The sequence below is a fragment of the Mycobacterium sp. MMS18-G62 genome (assembly GCF_053877835.1).
Map to the genome: position 1 here is coordinate 2,696,163 of NZ_CM132662.1, position 15,962 is coordinate 2,712,124.

The 15,962-nt window shown below is 63.3% G+C and carries 11 protein-coding genes; 7 read left to right on the forward strand and 4 right to left on the reverse strand.

Annotated features, from left to right (window positions below; all coding sequences use genetic code 11):
• Nucleotides 1-88: 88 nt before the first annotated feature.
• From ACWW36_RS13535 to ACWW36_RS13545, 3 genes are read right to left on the reverse strand one after another with little or no spacing between them, the layout of a single operon-like run.
• Nucleotides 89-3,451 carry an ATP-binding protein gene (locus tag ACWW36_RS13535; protein WP_456142023.1) on the reverse strand — a complete coding sequence of 1,121 codons (3,363 nt, stop codon included), beginning with the start codon at nucleotides 3,449-3,451 and terminating at the stop codon, nucleotides 89-91.
• On the reverse strand, nucleotides 3,444-4,118 hold the full coding sequence (locus ACWW36_RS13540) for a DUF4194 domain-containing protein (protein ID WP_456142024.1): 675 nt from the start codon (nucleotides 4,116-4,118) through the stop codon (nucleotides 3,444-3,446). The genes ACWW36_RS13535 and ACWW36_RS13540 overlap by 8 nt, the downstream gene beginning before the upstream one ends.
• Nucleotides 4,115-5,560 (reverse strand): DUF3375 domain-containing protein, encoded by a 1,446-nt coding sequence (locus tag ACWW36_RS13545; RefSeq protein WP_456142025.1) that lies wholly within the window; start codon nucleotides 5,558-5,560, stop codon nucleotides 4,115-4,117. The genes ACWW36_RS13540 and ACWW36_RS13545 overlap by 4 nt, the downstream gene beginning before the upstream one ends.
• A 492-nt stretch (nucleotides 5,561-6,052) precedes the next feature.
• On the opposite strand from ACWW36_RS13545, the gene ACWW36_RS13550 reads away from it, so the two are divergent.
• Genes ACWW36_RS13550 through ACWW36_RS13580 form a run of 7 tightly spaced genes read left to right on the forward strand, consistent with a single transcriptional unit; the run spans nucleotide 6,053 to nucleotide 14,313 of the window.
• Nucleotides 6,053-6,649, forward strand: coding sequence for a hypothetical protein (locus tag ACWW36_RS13550; RefSeq protein WP_456142026.1), 597 nt, complete (start codon nucleotides 6,053-6,055; stop codon nucleotides 6,647-6,649).
• Nucleotides 6,650-6,679: 30 nt separating this feature from the next.
• Complete coding sequence (locus ACWW36_RS13555) at nucleotides 6,680-6,970, forward strand: hypothetical protein (RefSeq protein ID WP_456142027.1); 291 nt, start codon at nucleotides 6,680-6,682, stop codon at nucleotides 6,968-6,970.
• Nucleotides 6,971-6,974: 4 nt separating this feature from the next.
• Complete coding sequence (gene hxsB / locus ACWW36_RS13560; RefSeq protein ID WP_456142028.1) at nucleotides 6,975-8,429, forward strand: His-Xaa-Ser system radical SAM maturase HxsB; 1,455 nt, start codon at nucleotides 6,975-6,977, stop codon at nucleotides 8,427-8,429.
• A complete protein-coding gene (gene hxsC / locus ACWW36_RS13565) occupies nucleotides 8,417-9,586 on the forward strand; it encodes a His-Xaa-Ser system radical SAM maturase HxsC (RefSeq protein WP_456142029.1) in 1,170 nt (389 codons plus the stop codon). The genes hxsB and hxsC overlap by 13 nt, the downstream gene beginning before the upstream one ends.
• A gap of 40 nt (nucleotides 9,587-9,626) precedes the next feature.
• On the forward strand, nucleotides 9,627-11,780 hold the full coding sequence (locus ACWW36_RS13570) for an McrB family protein (protein WP_456142030.1): 2,154 nt from the start codon (nucleotides 9,627-9,629) through the stop codon (nucleotides 11,778-11,780).
• A 50-nt stretch (nucleotides 11,781-11,830) separates the two neighbouring features.
• Entirely contained in the window at nucleotides 11,831-14,032 is a 2,202-nt protein-coding gene (locus ACWW36_RS13575; protein ID WP_456142031.1) for a DUF2357 domain-containing protein, read from the forward strand.
• 44 nt (nucleotides 14,033-14,076) lie between these two features.
• On the forward strand, nucleotides 14,077-14,313 hold the full coding sequence (locus ACWW36_RS13580) for a uracil-DNA glycosylase family protein (RefSeq protein ID WP_456142032.1): 237 nt from the start codon (nucleotides 14,077-14,079) through the stop codon (nucleotides 14,311-14,313).
• A gap of 28 nt (nucleotides 14,314-14,341) precedes the next feature.
• Here ACWW36_RS13580 and ACWW36_RS13585 read toward each other — a convergent pair whose 3' ends face one another.
• Entirely contained in the window at nucleotides 14,342-15,940 is a 1,599-nt protein-coding gene (locus ACWW36_RS13585; protein ID WP_456142033.1) for an FMN-binding glutamate synthase family protein, read from the reverse strand.
• Nucleotides 15,941-15,962 lie beyond the last annotated feature (22 nt).

Genomic DNA, 15,962 nt, shown 5'->3' on the forward strand with positions numbered 1-15,962 from the left:
CAATTTCACTGGAAGCCGCTCTGCGATAAGCGCTTCTGCTCGACTGATCGAGTAGCGGCCAGCGCAGACCAGGACCGGTGCAAGGACATCAAACTCCGGCCGGCACCTTTGCAGCCGTCTTGCGCATCTCTTGACGTAGCGATGTGAACTCCGAGATCGTCCTGGTCGCTACAGAGGCGACCGGGCGGGCGTTGCGGCCCGTGGCCTCGGTCTTGGACACCATCACCACGCTGTCGATATACGGCTGAATGGTGGTGGCGTTCTGCACCGTCGCGACGATCACCAGCTGGAAGCCGAACTTGCGGAACGCCTGCAGCGCCTGCTGCGCGAACTGCGGGTCGGACTTGGAGAACGCCTCGTCGAGCATCAGCTGCGCGAAAACCGGCCTGTTGTCGGCACTTTCGGGGCTGGCCAGGTTGAAGCTCAGCGCACCCGCTAGACAGAACGCCATCAGCTTCTCCTGCTCGCCGCCCGAGTTGTCGCCGGCGTTGCTGTGCGTGCGGATGAGCTCCTCGCTGCTGATGTCCCACTCCGCACAGTCGAACGTGAACCGGTTGCGCACGTCCAGCGCGTCGCGCGTCCACGCCTTGTCCTCCGGTGCCGTCGACGCAAGCCGGTTACGCAGCCGCAGAATGTCGGCGTACTGGTCGAGGATCGCCTGCTTGTCGCCCAGCCCGACCTCGGCGATGCGACGCGAGATGGACCGCACGATCTCGGTGAGCTCGGCCACCGCCGTCAACGCGCGCGGCGTGGCCCGCAGCGTCAGCCGGGTGCCACGGTTGAACTCCACCGCACCCAAACCCGTATTGACGCGGTCGATCTGATCGCTGATCCGCCGCGCTTCTTGTTCGGCGACTCGGTGCAGAGTGAGGATCGCGTCGGGTGCCTGCTCGGTGACCAGCCGCATCATCCGCTCGTACGCCTCGGGCAGTTCGCGTTCGTCGATGTGCTTGCACAGCGCGACGTAGTCGTGGACGCGTTCGTCAAAATCGTCGCTGTCATTGGGGATCGCGTCGGGGAACGACGTGTCGAATGTGTTGAGGATGCGCGCCAGTTCGTCGTATGAGCGGCGTCGGCTCTCGCGCAGCTGTTCGCGTTCCTTCTTGATCGCGGTGAACAGCGCGTCGCGGTGCGGTTCGGGGTCGAGCAACTCCAGCGAGACCGGTAGTGCCGCCGCATACCGGTGCAGCAGCTCGGTCAGCGGCTCGGACACGAACGCAGGGGACAGGCGCTCGGACAGTTCCATCAGCCGGGTGCGGCGCTCGTCGAGGTTGTCGCGACGGGTTTGGATGGCGCCGCGTCGCGTCATGAATTTCTGGATCTGCGACCAGCATTCGTCGGCGCGCGCGTTGAGCGCCTCGAGGTCGGGGTGGTCGGCCATCAGCAGCTCGTACTGTTCGCGCAGCCGGTCGGCGTGCCCGTCGGCGGTCTCGGTGTCGATCTGGCTCCATTGTGGGTACTGCTCACAGATCGCCTTGCAGGTGGCGGCTCGGTCGCGCCACTGCTGACGCTGCGCGGCGATGTCGTCGGCGGAGTGTCGGGCCTTCTGGTAGGCCTCCTCGGCCGACGCCAGTTCGAGGGTCAGCGCGTTGATTTTGGCCGACACGTCGCCCTGGTAGAGGTATTCGGACTGCTTGACCGGGCGCCGGTCGTCCTTGACGGCCAGCCGGTCGGAGTCCTTGTACAGCCCGGCGTCGGTAACGGCGCGACGGAACCGGGCGAACACGTCGGGGGAATCGACGCACACGTGATCGCCAGCGGCGGTGATGACGTCGACGGCCTCGGCGGCACACGGATGCTTCGGATCGACGGCAAAGAGCTTGCCCGCTAACGTGTTCGGCTCGGGATCGACGGGCTCGGCGCCGAGGAGCTTCGCGCGGACGTGATGCAGCTGCAAGCGGCCGCGCATGTCGGTGTCGTTGACGAACCGCAGCACCTTCTCCCAGTGCTGGTCGGGCACCAGCAGCCGCAGCCCCGCGCCGCGCAGCACCTTCTCGACCGCGAGCCGCCAGCGGGTCTGGTCGGGCTTGAGGTCCAGCAGTTCGGCGATATAGGGCAGCTCTGTGGCGTCGGCACCGACTTCGGTGCAGATGTGGTCGCGCATCGCGAGTGCTAACTCCGGCAGCGCCGAGCCAACGTGCTCGACGCGCTTGAGTTCCTTGGCGGCGGCGTCGCGGGCGATGCGGGCGGACTTCTGCGCGTACTCGGCGTCGGTGGACGCCTCCCGGTTGCGTTCGACCTTGGCGAGCAAATCTGTTGCCTGCGTGAGCAGTTCCTCACGCAGATTCCAGAACTCGTCGGCAGTCTCGGGGATCTCGACGTCTTGGGCGGTGAGTAGGTCTTCGTAGGCGGCGCGACGGCGCTCGACCTGCTCGGCCTCGGCCTCGGCGGCGTTCACCTGCGACTGCAGCGGGGCGATGTTCGCGCTGGAGCCGCTGATCTGCGCGTTGAGCGAATCCGCCTCGGCCTTGGCGAGATTCAGCGAGCGGGTGACGTCCTCGTACTCGTTCTCGAGCTGGTCGATGGTGCCGTCGAGCGTCGCGATCTGCTCCGGGCACTGGGCCAGCCGGACGTGGTCGGTGTAGGCCCGCACCATCGGGGCGTCGACCAGGTCGATGATGCCGAGATCGGAGGATTCGGACGCGTAGCGGTGTTGGATCTGCTCGATGTCGCCGAGGATCTTGCGTTTCTTCTGCGCGACCGCGAGGAGTTCGCGAGCCTCGACGAGTGGGTCAATCTGCTTCAGGGCTTCGGGCAGGCGGGCCAGGCTGTCGGGCTCGTCGAGCATGAATTCACGGACGAACTGTTCAAGCCCGCCAACGCTTTTCAGTGACTTAGCCTTGCCGAGGAGCTGCTGCGCGGCGTCGGAGGCACGGATGCCGATGGTCGCGTACAACTGCGCGAGGTACTGCGACTCGACCTTGGTGGAGAAACGCCAGTCTTCTTTGAAGACACCGGCGTCGAAGCGCCCGGCGGCCCAGCGGTTGCAGACGTCCTCGATGTCGAGGTCGCCGTCGCCGAGGACGAAGCGGCTGGACGAGTCGTTGCGGGATTCGCCGGTCAGCCACTTGAGCACGAGGCCGGTGACGGTGCGGCCGGAGTCGCTGGCGTAGGTGACCGCGACGGCCGACCAGGCGGTGCCGTCGCCGCGCAGGTACATGACGCGGCTGGTGCCGCCATCGCTGCGCTGGCCCCAGGCGCCGCGGACGTACTTGTCGACGGTGCGCCGGCCGGCGCTGGACCCGGCGGCTGTGTTGTCGCCGGAGGCGTTGAAGTTACGGCGGTTGAACGGTAGAAAGCCAAGCGAAATGGCGTCCAGCAGTGAGGATTTCCCGCTACCGGAAGCGCCGGCGATGAGTGCGCCGCCGCTACTGAACGGGATGGAGTGGTAGCCGTCGAAGACGCCCCAGTTGATGACCTGCAGCCGGGACAGGTGGAACTGCTCAGTCATTGTCGTGCTGGGGTGTGTCGCCGTTGAGCAGCTGTTCGAACTGCTGCTGGAGTTCGGTGATGACCGAGGCGGTCATGATGGCGGTGATCACGGGGCTGATGGTGTAGCTGTCTTCGTCGTCGCGGGTCTTGCGGAGGATCTCCAGGCCGGTGAGGCGGGCGATGGCGCCGTCGACGCGGGCGGCGAAGGTGACGGCGTCGCGGTCGGTGTCGTTGAGCACGCCGGAGAACAGGCCGTGCATCTCTTCGCGGCTGATGAGCACGGTCTGCCCGCCGGAGGCGCGCATCATCTGGGCGAGGTGCAGAGCGAGGATGGAGTCGTAGGTGCCGAGCGGCTCGCGGCGCAGAAGCTTGATGCCCCTTGCGGATTCGTACCGAGCCTGTTCGACGAATGCGACGTCGGTGGTGTCGACGATGCGCAGCAGTAGGTCGAGTTCGGAGAGCCGGACGGACAGTTCCTTGCGGTATTCGAGCACCCAGCTGTAGACGTCGGCGTCGGCTTCGGCGCTGATGTAGCGGCGGGTGAGCAGGTGCTGTAGGGCCCAGCAGGCGCGGTCGGGGAGTTCGGAGACGTCACCGTCGAAGCGCGGCCTGCGCTGAACGGGTGGGCGGGCGGTCTGGTCGACCTGGGGCAGTGAGGAGAAGTCGATGTCGGCTTCAGTGGTCACGTAGCGGCTCCGGCGAGGGTGGTAATCGGTTCGGTGAATGTCAAACGGGGGACGGCAATTTCACGGTCACGGCCGTCGAGTGAGCGGAAGCGGACGGTGGTCGAGTCGATGGTGTCGGGGTTGGGCTGTTTGAGGGCCCAGGACCAGAGCACGATGACGTGGCCGAGGTAGGCGGTGTCGAGCATGGCGACGGCGTCGGGTAGTGAGACGGGGCCGGTGGTGATGGCGTGGTTGAGCATGTCGGACATGGCGGGCGCGTCGACCTGGGTGGTGAGGGCGGCGAAGCTGGTGAGGTCGACCTCGGTGTCGCCAGGTTTGGCGGGTTTGGGGTTGGACAGGTCGCCGATGCGGAAGCCAAGGGCGCCAACAGAACTGATGGCGTGGCGGGCCAGCGGGACATCGATGTCGAGGCGGGAATCGGTGAAGGAGGACTTGAGCAGAGCGCGGGCGGCGCCGATGGCTTCGTTGAGTTGGCGGGCGACGCCGCGGCTCTGCTCCATGGTGCCGAAGGCGGTGAAGCGTTTGACGCGTTGGGCGCAGCGCTGCTGGATGCGTTCGACTTCGTCGATCTGATGGCCGACGAGTTCGAAGAAGCCGGCCATGACCTTGCGCAGGGCGGGGTCGAGGGCGGGCAGGGCTTCGGCGACTGCGGCGACGTCTGCTTCGAACTCGGCGCGCTGGTCAGGGTCGTTGATCATGCGCAGGAAGGCGCGGTGCGAATCGCGTCCCTGGGAGTCCCAGGCGGCCTGGTAGTCGGTGTACATCTGGCGCTGGCGGTCGCGGTACTCGGTGTTGGAGTCGATGGGCTCGTCGAGGGCGGCGGTGGCCTGCTCGATCATGGTGCCGTATTGGCCGATGTCGGTGATGAGGCGTTCCATCTGCAGGGCGATGGCGCGGGCTTCGTCGTAGCAGTCGGTGACGTCGGGTTGAGGGCGCTGGCCGGCGTCGAGTTGGTCGAGTTCTTCGTGGAGGGAGGCGATTTCGGCCTCGATGTGCTTGCGGATGCGGGCGGGGTCGTTGTCGACTTTGACGGCGACTTGCTTCAGGCGCGAGGCGATGCCGGTGATGGAGCCGCCGGTGGCGATGGTGTCTTGGCGGCGCATGCTGCGGAGGAAATCGAGGGCGCGGCGGGCGTCCTGGGTGAGGTAGCAGACGTTCTGGTCGTGGCGTTCGTCGACGATGCGGTGCAGCCAGCCCTGCGCGGCCCAGGACTTGATGAGCGCGAGGCCGGACTGAGGGTCGTCGAGATCCTCGAGGTCGCGTTCGATGCGGACGACGAGCTCGGTCTCGGGGAGGGCGCCGTCGTTGAGGTGGCGTTCCATGAGGGTCGCGTAGAGGCTGAGGTTGGTCGTGGCGAGGAGTCGGATCGCGCGGGAGCCTTGCAGGTCGCGGTTGAGTTCGAGCAGGTCGGAGGCCGACATTCCGGGGTTGTCGTCGTGCACCTGCGTTCCTCGATCTGTAGTTGGTCGGACGCCCCAATCTAGGCGACTGAGGCGACATCTCCGACGGCGGACGGAGTCGTGTCGGCGGCGATTCTGTCGTGTGCGCGTTTGCCGACGTCAGCGGAATGTCCGGACCCCCAACGCATCGCATGGGCCGGGAAGGGAGCTGGTGCCGATGTGAAACAGGAGGTATGTGGGGTGTGTGAGCCGCGATGGATATCGACCCGCTCAATGGCTATACGGGACCGACTCTCATCCGAGCAAGAGCACAACTGTACGACGGCAACGACTGGTGCGGCGCAGCAACCACTACGACGACAGCTCACTAGAGCTGAGTTGGCCGCGTCGTTTGCCGATGCGGCGACTAGTCCGCTTTCGTGGCCGCTTAGTTTGGTGCCGTTTGCGGCCCTCCAGCTGCGCTTATCTTTTCGATGAAATCTTCTGAACCAAAACGCACCGCTGAATCATCACGATTTGCTAGCATCTCCGTCGATGGGTGAACCTGCAAAGATCCTGAACCTTGCCTCGGCGCTCGCTGCGCTCGTGGCGCCGACGCCGGCCGCCCCTCCGATCGCGAACGCGGCTGATCCAGATGGGGCCCAACTCGCCGCCGCGACGAACGAAGAAATTGAGGCGAAGGCCGAGACTGACGTGTCGCACGACGCGGAGCTCATGAGCTTCACCGTGCACCAGTCCAGCGACGGCATGTTGTTCCCGCAGCATCAATCGCATTCGTCGCACGCCTCTCATGTATCGCATGCGTCTTCTTCCATCCCCGGAACTTGGGGCGTGCCGGATGCGCCGAACCTGCCCAACTTGCCGAATCCGGTTTACCCGGCGCCCGCTCCCGTACCTGTACCCGCGCCGGCGCCTGTACCCGCGCTGACGGGGCCGCCTGCGTCTGGCTCCGATCCCGCCGCTCTTGCCTGCGCTCGGGCAGCGAATGGCCTTGGCGTGAATCAAATCGCTGGTGAGTTACAGCAGGTCTATGGATTAGATACTAACGGTGCCGTCAGCATTGCCCAGCAAGCGTTGGCCGCTGTGCTTGCCGGCGGGCACTTCTGCGACGCCTACCTCGGTGGTGGCTGACCGATGAAGTTGCTTTCGTGAGGCGTCTCAATGTCTGACATCGTCGTTGACTTCGGTGCTTCCGTACAGTCGCTCCGAGCGTTGCAGGAGGCCGCGTATCGCTTGATCGGGCAAGCCGCATGCCAGATTGACGAAGCGAATGGGCGTTACGTTTGCCGGCTTTCACCATCGCAGCCGCAGCTTCAAGGCGACGAGTTGCGCACCCATTTCCTGAATCTGGTTACAGACGAGAACCTCCGCGAGACGGTCAGCCGAGAGACTGACCGTCTCCGCGACGTCATTGTCGCTTTGGCGTTCGGGTCTCTGGCCCAAGGGGAGTGAGTCTTTGGCCGGCTTCGCGTCACAGGACGCCTTCTGTCCCGACACGTCTACGCTTCAACTCCTTCCCATCCGCTTTGAACGGCTTGGTGCGGACCGCTTTCTCGTCGGAAACATAGTCGGCGACATGGCGGAGATGACGGCAACTGAACTCGACCGGCTTTGCGCGCTCGATCTCGCGCCTGGTGATGGCCTGTATGAGCGTGCCTTCGAGAAGCTTTTCGTCGGGTCGGTTGAGCAGCGCGCACAGCAGCAGCTCCTCGCGCTTCGTTTGCGTAGCCGCCTGAGTTTCCTACGAGCGGCCACGCCGCTGCACCTGTTCGTCGTCACGCTGCGATGCGAGCACTCGTGTCCGTATTGCCAAGTCTCGCGCCAAAGCAAGGACCGAGTCCGCTACGACATGGACAATGCGACCGCCTCCAAGGCACTGGACATTGCGCTCTCTGCCCCGGCTCCGCTGATCAAGATTGAGTTTCAAGGCGGCGAGCCGCTCCTGAACTTCGAACTCATCCGGTGGATTGTCGTGACGGCAGAGCAGCGCGCGATTCCTCTCGGGAAGCAACTCCAGTTCGTGATCGCGACGAACTTGGCCCTACTCGATGACGAAGTGCTCGACTTCTGCGCTGAGCATGATGTGCTTCTCAGCACATCGTTGGACGGGCCTCGCGACCTTCACAACAAGAACCGACCGCGCCGAGGCCAGAACAGCTATGAACTCGCGGTGGCGGGTATCGCGCGCATCAAAGAGCGTCTCGGGCCAGACCGAGTCGGTGCATTGATGACCACCACCGAGGCAAGTTTGGATCGCGTCGAGGAGATCGTCGACGAATACCTCCGGCAGGGCCTCGACGGGATCTTCTTAAGGCCGTTGTCTCCGTACGGTTTTGCGATCAAGACGAAGCAGTTTCACAAGTATGACGCCCAGGAGTGGCTCCGATTCTGGAAGCGAGGGCTTCGCTACATCCTCAATGTGAACAAGTCCGGTCGGCGCTTTCCTGAGTTCTATTCGGCTCTGATGCTGCGGCGGATGCTGAGCGATGAGCCCATCGGTTATGTCGATCTGAGAAGCCCGGCGGGGATTGGGCTGGGAGCTCTTGTCTATAACTACGACGGAAGTGTGTTTGCCTCCGACGAGGCCCGGATGCTCGCGGAGATGGGGGACCGTAGCTTCGAACTTGGCAACGTAGACGAGCACAGCTATCGGGACCTGGTGTTGTCTGACACCCTGGTATCGGCGGTCGCGGATTCGCTGACGCAAACCGCACCGCAGTGCTCAAGTTGCGCCTTTGAGCCGCACTGCGGCGCCGATCCTGTCTATCACCATGCGACCCAAAAAGACTTGTTAGGGATCAAGCCACTTTCGGAGTTCTGCGCGCGCCAAAAGGGTGTGATCACACATCTATTCGAGCTGTTGGAACATTCCCCCGAGGACGCAGCCATCCTTCGGAGATGGGCGTCGTGAAACCGTTAGTACTGTTAGGGCGTTCGCCAGCGGCCGATCTCGCCGAACTGGGTACAGCGCGGCGGTGCTGGCGGCTTCGGGCTCCAACTGGCTACCCAGCGGGCGATCGCGACGCGGTGTTGATTGCCGACCACAACGATTGGGAGCTGGCGCACGCGCACGGCTACAAGTTCGGTATCGGCCGCGACGGGCGACCTGACGGAATGTCGTTGAGCTACCTACGATTGCCGGAAGCTTTCGCCGAGCTTGGCGAAGGCGATGTGGTGGGCGTCTACCCTCAGTCTGGTCGAGTGCGGGTGCTCTACCGTCGATCATCGAGACACAACTTCTTCCTCGTAACGGAGCGCTGCAACAACTACTGCTTGATGTGCTCGCAACCGCCGAGGAAAGTCGATGACGGTTGGCTGATCGACGAGATCGCGGAGGCTCTTCCGCTGGTCGATCCGGCGACACCCGCGCTGACATTCACCGGCGGCGAGCCGCTCACGGAATGGCGTCGGTTTATCGGATTGCTCGAGCTGGCACGTGATCTGCTGCCGGACACCGCGATACACGTGTTAACTAATGGGCGCGCTTTTTCCTCTCCCGACGTCGCGGACGCGTGGGCGTCGGTTCGCCATCCGAAGCTCTCGGCAGGCATACCGATCTATGCGGCCGTTGATCACATCCACGATTACGTGGTCCAGGCGAAGGGCGCGTTCGACCAGACGGTGCTCGGTGTGCTCCGTCTCAAGGATCGAGGTCAGCGAGTTGAGATTCGTGTCGTGCTCCACGCCGTCACCGCACCGCGCCTACGTGAGACCTGCTCATGGATCGCTCGGAATCTTCCGTTCGTCGATCATGTGGCTCTGATGGGTATGGAAAACACCGGCTTCGCGATCGCCAACAATGAGCTGCTTTGGATTGATCCGCTTGATTATCAAGAGGAATTGAAAGCGGGCGTCGACGTACTCTCGGCGGCTGGGGTCAACGTGTCGATCTACAACCTGCCACTCTGTGTGCTTGACCCCAGCATCCGGCCGTTCGCGGTGCAGTCGATCTCGGATTGGAAGAACGCCTACGTGGAAGAATGCGAGGGCTGCGCGGCCCGCCGCGATTGCGCGGGCTTTTTCTCGACAGGCCGACCGAGGTTCAGTCGCGGGATCTCCGCGATCTAGTTTCACCACTGCATTGGTCGGGCCCAACTAGCCTGAAACCGTGCTGGCCATTCCGACCCTTAAGTTCAGCTACGGCAATTTGCTGCTCGCCCGCCTTCGCGAGCTTGGGTCGGCCAACATCGAGGAACTCCTTGGTGACGATCCAGCGCAACTTTTCAAGTCCGAAGGTCCGTTCGAGAACCCGGAGAGGCGGGCTCGCGATTGTCTTCGGTTCGCCCGGATGCTCGATCTGGTGGTGGAGGCCGCCGAGAGCAGCTGGAAACTCACTGAATCGGGTATCACCTACGCCGAGCAAGTTGATCCCAGCAATCCTTGGATCGTCGATGAGGTACAGGCTGGAGTCCTTCGTGACCGGCTATCTGGTAGCGCTCCGCTGGCTGAGGACGTCCGTATTGCTCTTCAGGTTGTTCGTGATCTGACCGCGGGCTGGTCCAATGACGATCTAGGGCGCGCCCTAGCGAAGCATGCGAAAACCGACCAGTGGCAAGCGGACCGGACATTCGAATCGCAGGGTGCTCGCTACCGAGAACTCCTTACAGAGAGTGGGCTTATCGATAGAACAGGTGAACTGACCGAGCAAGGCGTCACCTTCCTTGGAGGGCAGCCGTCTGTCTGGTGGGTGAATCAAGGCGCCACTTACACGAAGGAGCGCGACGGCGGGTTCCTTTGGGCGCCGATGCTGAATAAGGCGGGCCGCCCGCAACATCACTGGGACACCATGGATGCAGTTCGCGAAGGTGACGTTGTTCTGCATTACAGCAATGGCTCGTTGCGCGCCGCGAGCCGTGTAACCGCAGCTGCGAGACCGGCGCCGAATCCGCTCGACGACCGGGCGTGGGATGAGGCTGGTCGGTTGGTCGAGACGCACTACCAGGAACTGAATGAGCCGGTCGCGCTTGGCGCTATCGACGAGGGTGCCCGAATCAGGCAGGGAGCGCCGTTCACAGTCACCGGATCCGTCCAGCAGGTCTATCTCGTTCGCCTTCACGGAGACTTCGTGAACGAACTCGCCCAGCGCTTCCCTGAGCTCGCTGCGCACCTACCTTCCGTCCCGGCCGCTGCGCGTTCAACCTCGAAATCGCCGGAGGCGCCGATGCCGCCCGAACTGTTTCGTGACTTCGCCGATGCGGTGGAAGCCTCTGGACTCCGCTTCCCAGCAGGTTCGAACCTCGTTCGATCGTTCTTGAGCAGTCTGCTTGCCAAACCCTTCGCGATCCTGACGGGACTCGCCGGTTCGGGTAAGACTCAGCTCGCGATGAGGCTCGGTGAATGGTTCGGCACAGATGAACACGGACGTCATCGTCACGTCGTCGTACCCGTGCGGCCTGACTGGACGGGCCCGGAGTCCATCTTTGGTTACGAGGATGCGTTACGTACGTCCGCGTCTGGGGCGCCGGTGTGGTTTGTTCCGGAAGCATTCGAGTTTGTGCTTCGCGCGGCGAACGACCCCGAACACCCGTACTTGCTGATCCTGGACGAGATGAACTTGGCCCACGTCGAGAGGTATTTCTCGGACTTCCTCTCCGGGGTCGAATCACGACGTCCGGTCTTACCGGATCTGGTCTTCGATCAACCATCCCGCCAGTGGGTCCTACGTGACGTAGAAGCGCAAAGGCTGCCGTTGCCACGGAACCTTTTCGTTGTGGGCACAGTCAACGTGGACGAGACGACCTACATGTTCTCGCCAAAAGTTCTCGACAGGGCCTTCACCTTTGAGTTTCGAGTGACCTCTGATGAGCTCGACGCTGAGCTTCGACGGCCCATTGCCGCGCCGGCGGGCGAGGATCAGCGAGTACGCGCCTTCGCATCGCTGGCGGAGAGCGACGATTGGCAGCGAGAGCATCCTCATCCGGCTCGCGATGAGATTGTGTCGGCACTTCGTGGGGCGCACGCGATTCTGGCTGGCGCCAACCAAGAGTTTGGGCACCGAACGCTTTACGAGATTCTGCGGTTCTGCGCCTTCTTCGCAGCGACGGGAGACACCGACGTCGATACCGCGCTCGACCTCGCGATGATGCAGAAGGTTTTGCCGAAGGTGCACGGGTCGCGACGGCGAGTCGAGCCGGTTCTCAAGGAGCTGGAATCGCTGGCCCAGGGGGCTGGTCCGGATCCGCGGTTTCCTGTCACGTACCAAAAGATCATCCGCATGATCGAGTCCGTTCGCGCGAATCAGTTCGTCAGCTTCGCTGAGTAGCCATGCCCCAAGAACCGATTCAGTTGGCGCTTCGAAATGACGAAGGCCACGTGGTTGGTGACCTGCTGATCGCCAATCTTCCGGGTCGGCAGGACACGACGTTCTCGGCGAGTGGCGATGCGGCGCTGCGTGAAGCTGGGGTGTACCGCTACGAAATATCGGCTGACGCAACGGATGTAGACGTTGAGCCGCGCGAGTTGTTCGATCCCGACGATGCGAGTTGCAAGCGAGGTCGGCTACGTCCCGGTCAAGCCGTCGGGCGTCTCCGGATCCAAGTCATTGATCGCACAACGCGACTAAAAGGGTCGACCGATGTCGACGTTCTGGCCGTCAAGCTGGATCACGAGAATGAGTATCGCCAAATGCTCACGGACATTTCCTCGTTCGCGGCTGAGGCAGTGTTGCAGGGATTCGCACCAAGCATGTTGGATCTTGCGCCAAGCGAGCTGCCTGCCGAACTGCTGTACCTCCGCTTCGCGATGATCGCGGCGTACCTGCAGGATCCGGCGTTCGAGGCCGCGATTGCGCGTGTCACCTCGCAGCCACACCGCACATGGGTGTCTGAGCAACAGATCCGTCCGATTGGATCGCCGTTTCCTGCGGGGGCCGCTTTTCGTCGCGCAGTTTGCGCGCCCGGTCGGCGGGTGCCGTGGGCGGGTGGGCCGGCCACACTCGCATCGTTGCCTGCTGCTCTAACCCGTGACCGCACAGAAGCGAGCGTCGACAACTCGGCTAACCAGCTCGTTAAGTTTGCACTGGAGCGTTGGCGAGCCGTCGCGGTGGAGTTGTCCGATGTGCTATCTCGCGCCTCGCAGAAGGTCGAGGCAGGACCGCTGCGTCGTGGTCAGCAGATCGTTGCTGACGTTGGTGCCCAACTCGACGAATACTTGGCGCACCCGCTCTTCCGAGAGATTACCTCCCTACGGACGATGCCAACGTCGGACCAGGTACTACTCAAGCGCGAGGGCTACCGGGAAATCCTCCGGACGTTCGCGATGACTGAGTCGGGCCCTACCTTGCGCATTGATCGCGAGGAAATGAGCGACGTCTTTGCAGCTTCGCAACGCAACATCGCAACCCTCTATGAATTCTGGTGCTTCCTTGCGGTCGTGGATTCACTCGGGCGTGTGTGCGGGGAAGACCGGACGGCGCGTGCCTTCACCGTCGCGGGTGATGGCACCTCTCTTACCATGCGGTCGGGCGACGCGTCGAAATTGTCGTGGTCGGTCAGACGAGGCGGCCGGCCACTTTGTGTCGAGGTTTTCTTCAATCGAACTTTCGCTGGAAAAGATGACCGACGGGGCTCATGGAGCCGCGCGATGCGACCCGACTGCTCGGTGCGCATCCGACCAGAGGCCAGCACGCCTTCGCGCGTCCTCACGCAAGAGCTCGAGGTATGGCTTCACTTCGATGCGAAGTACCGCGTCGACAATCTCCTTGCACAGCTGACATCAGACCCTGATTCGGATGAGTTGTCCCGGGAATCAACGACTTCGGGCGGTGCTAAGCGCGACGACCTGCTCAAGATGCACGCGTACCGAGACGCGATCGCGCGAACGGCGGGAGCGTACGTGCTTTATCCGGGCTCTGAGATCAAGGACATTCGACGACATCCAGGCTTCAAAGAAGTGTTACCCGGCCTCGGCGCCTTCCCGCTCCGGCCGAGCAGCGATGGCCTGCCTTCGTCATCGCAAGCCCTCGACCAATTCTTGAACGATGTGCTCAAACATGTCGCTAGTCAGGTCACGCGCGACGAGCGGCACCGCTTCTGGACCGCGACCGTCCATCGACCTGGTGAGCCCATCCTGGAGTCGTCGCTGACAACGGACTTCCTGGAAGAACCTCCCGCTGACACGGATGTGCTTCTCGGTTTCGTGCGCAGTGTTGAGCACCGCCGATGGATAGAACGGGTGAGGCAGTACAACATTCGTGCTGGAGATCGAGAGGGCGCCGTCGAGATCGGCGGGCGAGAGCTCGGCGCCAAGCTACTTCTCTTGTACGAGAATCGGAACGGCGCCCTGCACGTGGTCAATGCTGCAAAGCTAGTGCGCTGGCGGCCAGCAACGGCAGCCGACTTGTTGGCGACTGGGTACCCCAACCCCGGCGGTCATATCTACTTCGTGGCCGACGTCGATTTCGTCGAACATCTGCCCCCGTGGGCCGACTCGATAGACGTGCAGCTTCTGGCGAACGTCCGTTACGGGGCGCCGGTTGTCGTGACTTGGTGGGACGTTATCCGTGCAACGTCTTAAGCTTACCGGTGGCGTTGATCGGTCAGAGCCTCTGCGAGAACTGCATGGATACCAAGATCCCGTTCATCGGAGGCAGCGGCGAGTTGATCGACAGACGCATCAAACTTGCGGGGCACAAGAAGAACGACGTCTTCATCAGCAACGCAGTCCACTGTCGTCCGCCGGGGAAGCGCCAGTCTCACACTCAGATACGAAGCGACCTCGACGTCGGCGACCAGTCTCTGCCGCACCGCATCGCGCAGAGCGTCGCGGAATTCTTCGACGATCTCGGCGTCGCATAGCAGCCCGCCGGCACGGTGGCCGGACCGTTTATTCCGTCGCTTGGTTCGGCTCAGGGTCCACTTTCAGCGGCTCGTGCTGGACGACCGCGTCGACGCCGGGCGCGTCGGCATAGCGCGACATGAGTGCGTCGATGTCTCGGACGACCTCCGGTCCCGGTATGCCCCAGCCGCTTTCGTAGCCGTACACCTCCGCTAGCGGTCGATGGCCGCGATCACCGTCGAGGATCTCGACATCGTTCGGTCCGAGCATGGCGGGGTGCCGGACGCCCGCCGCCTCCGAAACCTTCAGCAGGTCGCGTCGCAGCGTCAGAACATAGTTGGCCAGCCGGTGCGACTTCTGCTCCGGATCCAGGCCGCGGGTCAGCCACGCGTTTTGTGTCGTGACGCCGGTCGGGCAGCGGTCGGTGTGGCACTTCTGCGCCTGGATACACCCGATCGCCAGCATGGCCTCGCGTGCGACGTTGAGGAGATCCACGCCCAACGCCAACGCCACGATCGCGTTGGCGGGCAGCCCCAGCTTGGCCGACCCGATCCACGTAACGCGGTCACTCAGACCCGCTTGTGCGAACAGCCCGTAGACCTGAGCGAAGCCGACACGGAACGGAAAGGACACGTGATCCGAGAACACGAGCGGCGCTGCGCCGGTGCCGCCCTCGCCGCCGTCGACCGTGATGAAGTCCACGCCCCGCTGATCGGCCATCTGCTGGGCTAGCTCGTGCCAAAACCCCAGCTCTCCCACCGCGGACTTGATGCCGACCGGAAGGCCGGTCGCGTCAGCGATCCGCTCGACGACATCGAGCATCTCGTCGACGTTGCGGAACGCGGTGTGCCGGGAGGGGCTGGCGACATCTTTGCCCTGCTCGACGCCTCGGATGCGGGCGATCTCCGCGTTCACCTTCGCGCCGGGCAGATGTCCGCCCAGACCGGGCTTGGCGCCTTGGCTCAGCTTGATCTCGATCGCACGCACCGGCCCGGAGGCGACGACATCGACCAGTCGGTCGAGATCGAAGTTTCCGTGCTCGTCGCGGCAGCCGAAGTAACCGGTGCCGATCTGGAACACCAGGTCGCCACCTTGGCGGTGGTGATCCGACAGGCCGCCCTCGCCGGTGTTGTGCCAGAAGTTGGCCAGCTTGGCGCCCTTGTTGATCGCCTGAATCGCTTGTGGGCTAAGGGATCCGAACGACATCGCGGACACGTTGACTATCGACGCCGGCCGGAACGCCTCTCTGCGCCCACGCGGACCGCCGAGCACCTTCGCGCCTGGAACCTCAACGTCGCGTCCGTGGATGGGGGAGGCGGGCACGACGTCGGAGAACGTGGCCTGCTTGATGATTGGATACGCGGCGTTCTCGGTGTCGTTGTCCGTACCGAACGAAAAGTAGTTGTTCTCTTTCTTGGCTGAGGTGTACACCCAGCGCCGCTGATCGCGGCTGAACGGTCGCTCGTCGTCGTTACTGGTGATGATGTACTGGCGCAACTCCGGACCGACCGACTCCAGCAGATACCGGAACCGCGCGATGATCGGAAAATTGCGGCGAAGCGCGTGTTCTTTCTGGACGAGGTCCTGCAAGGCGATTCCGGCCAGGGCGGCCGCGGGCGCCAGCGCTACCAACGTTCGCTTCTTCATGAGGTGCAGCCTGCCAGATCCG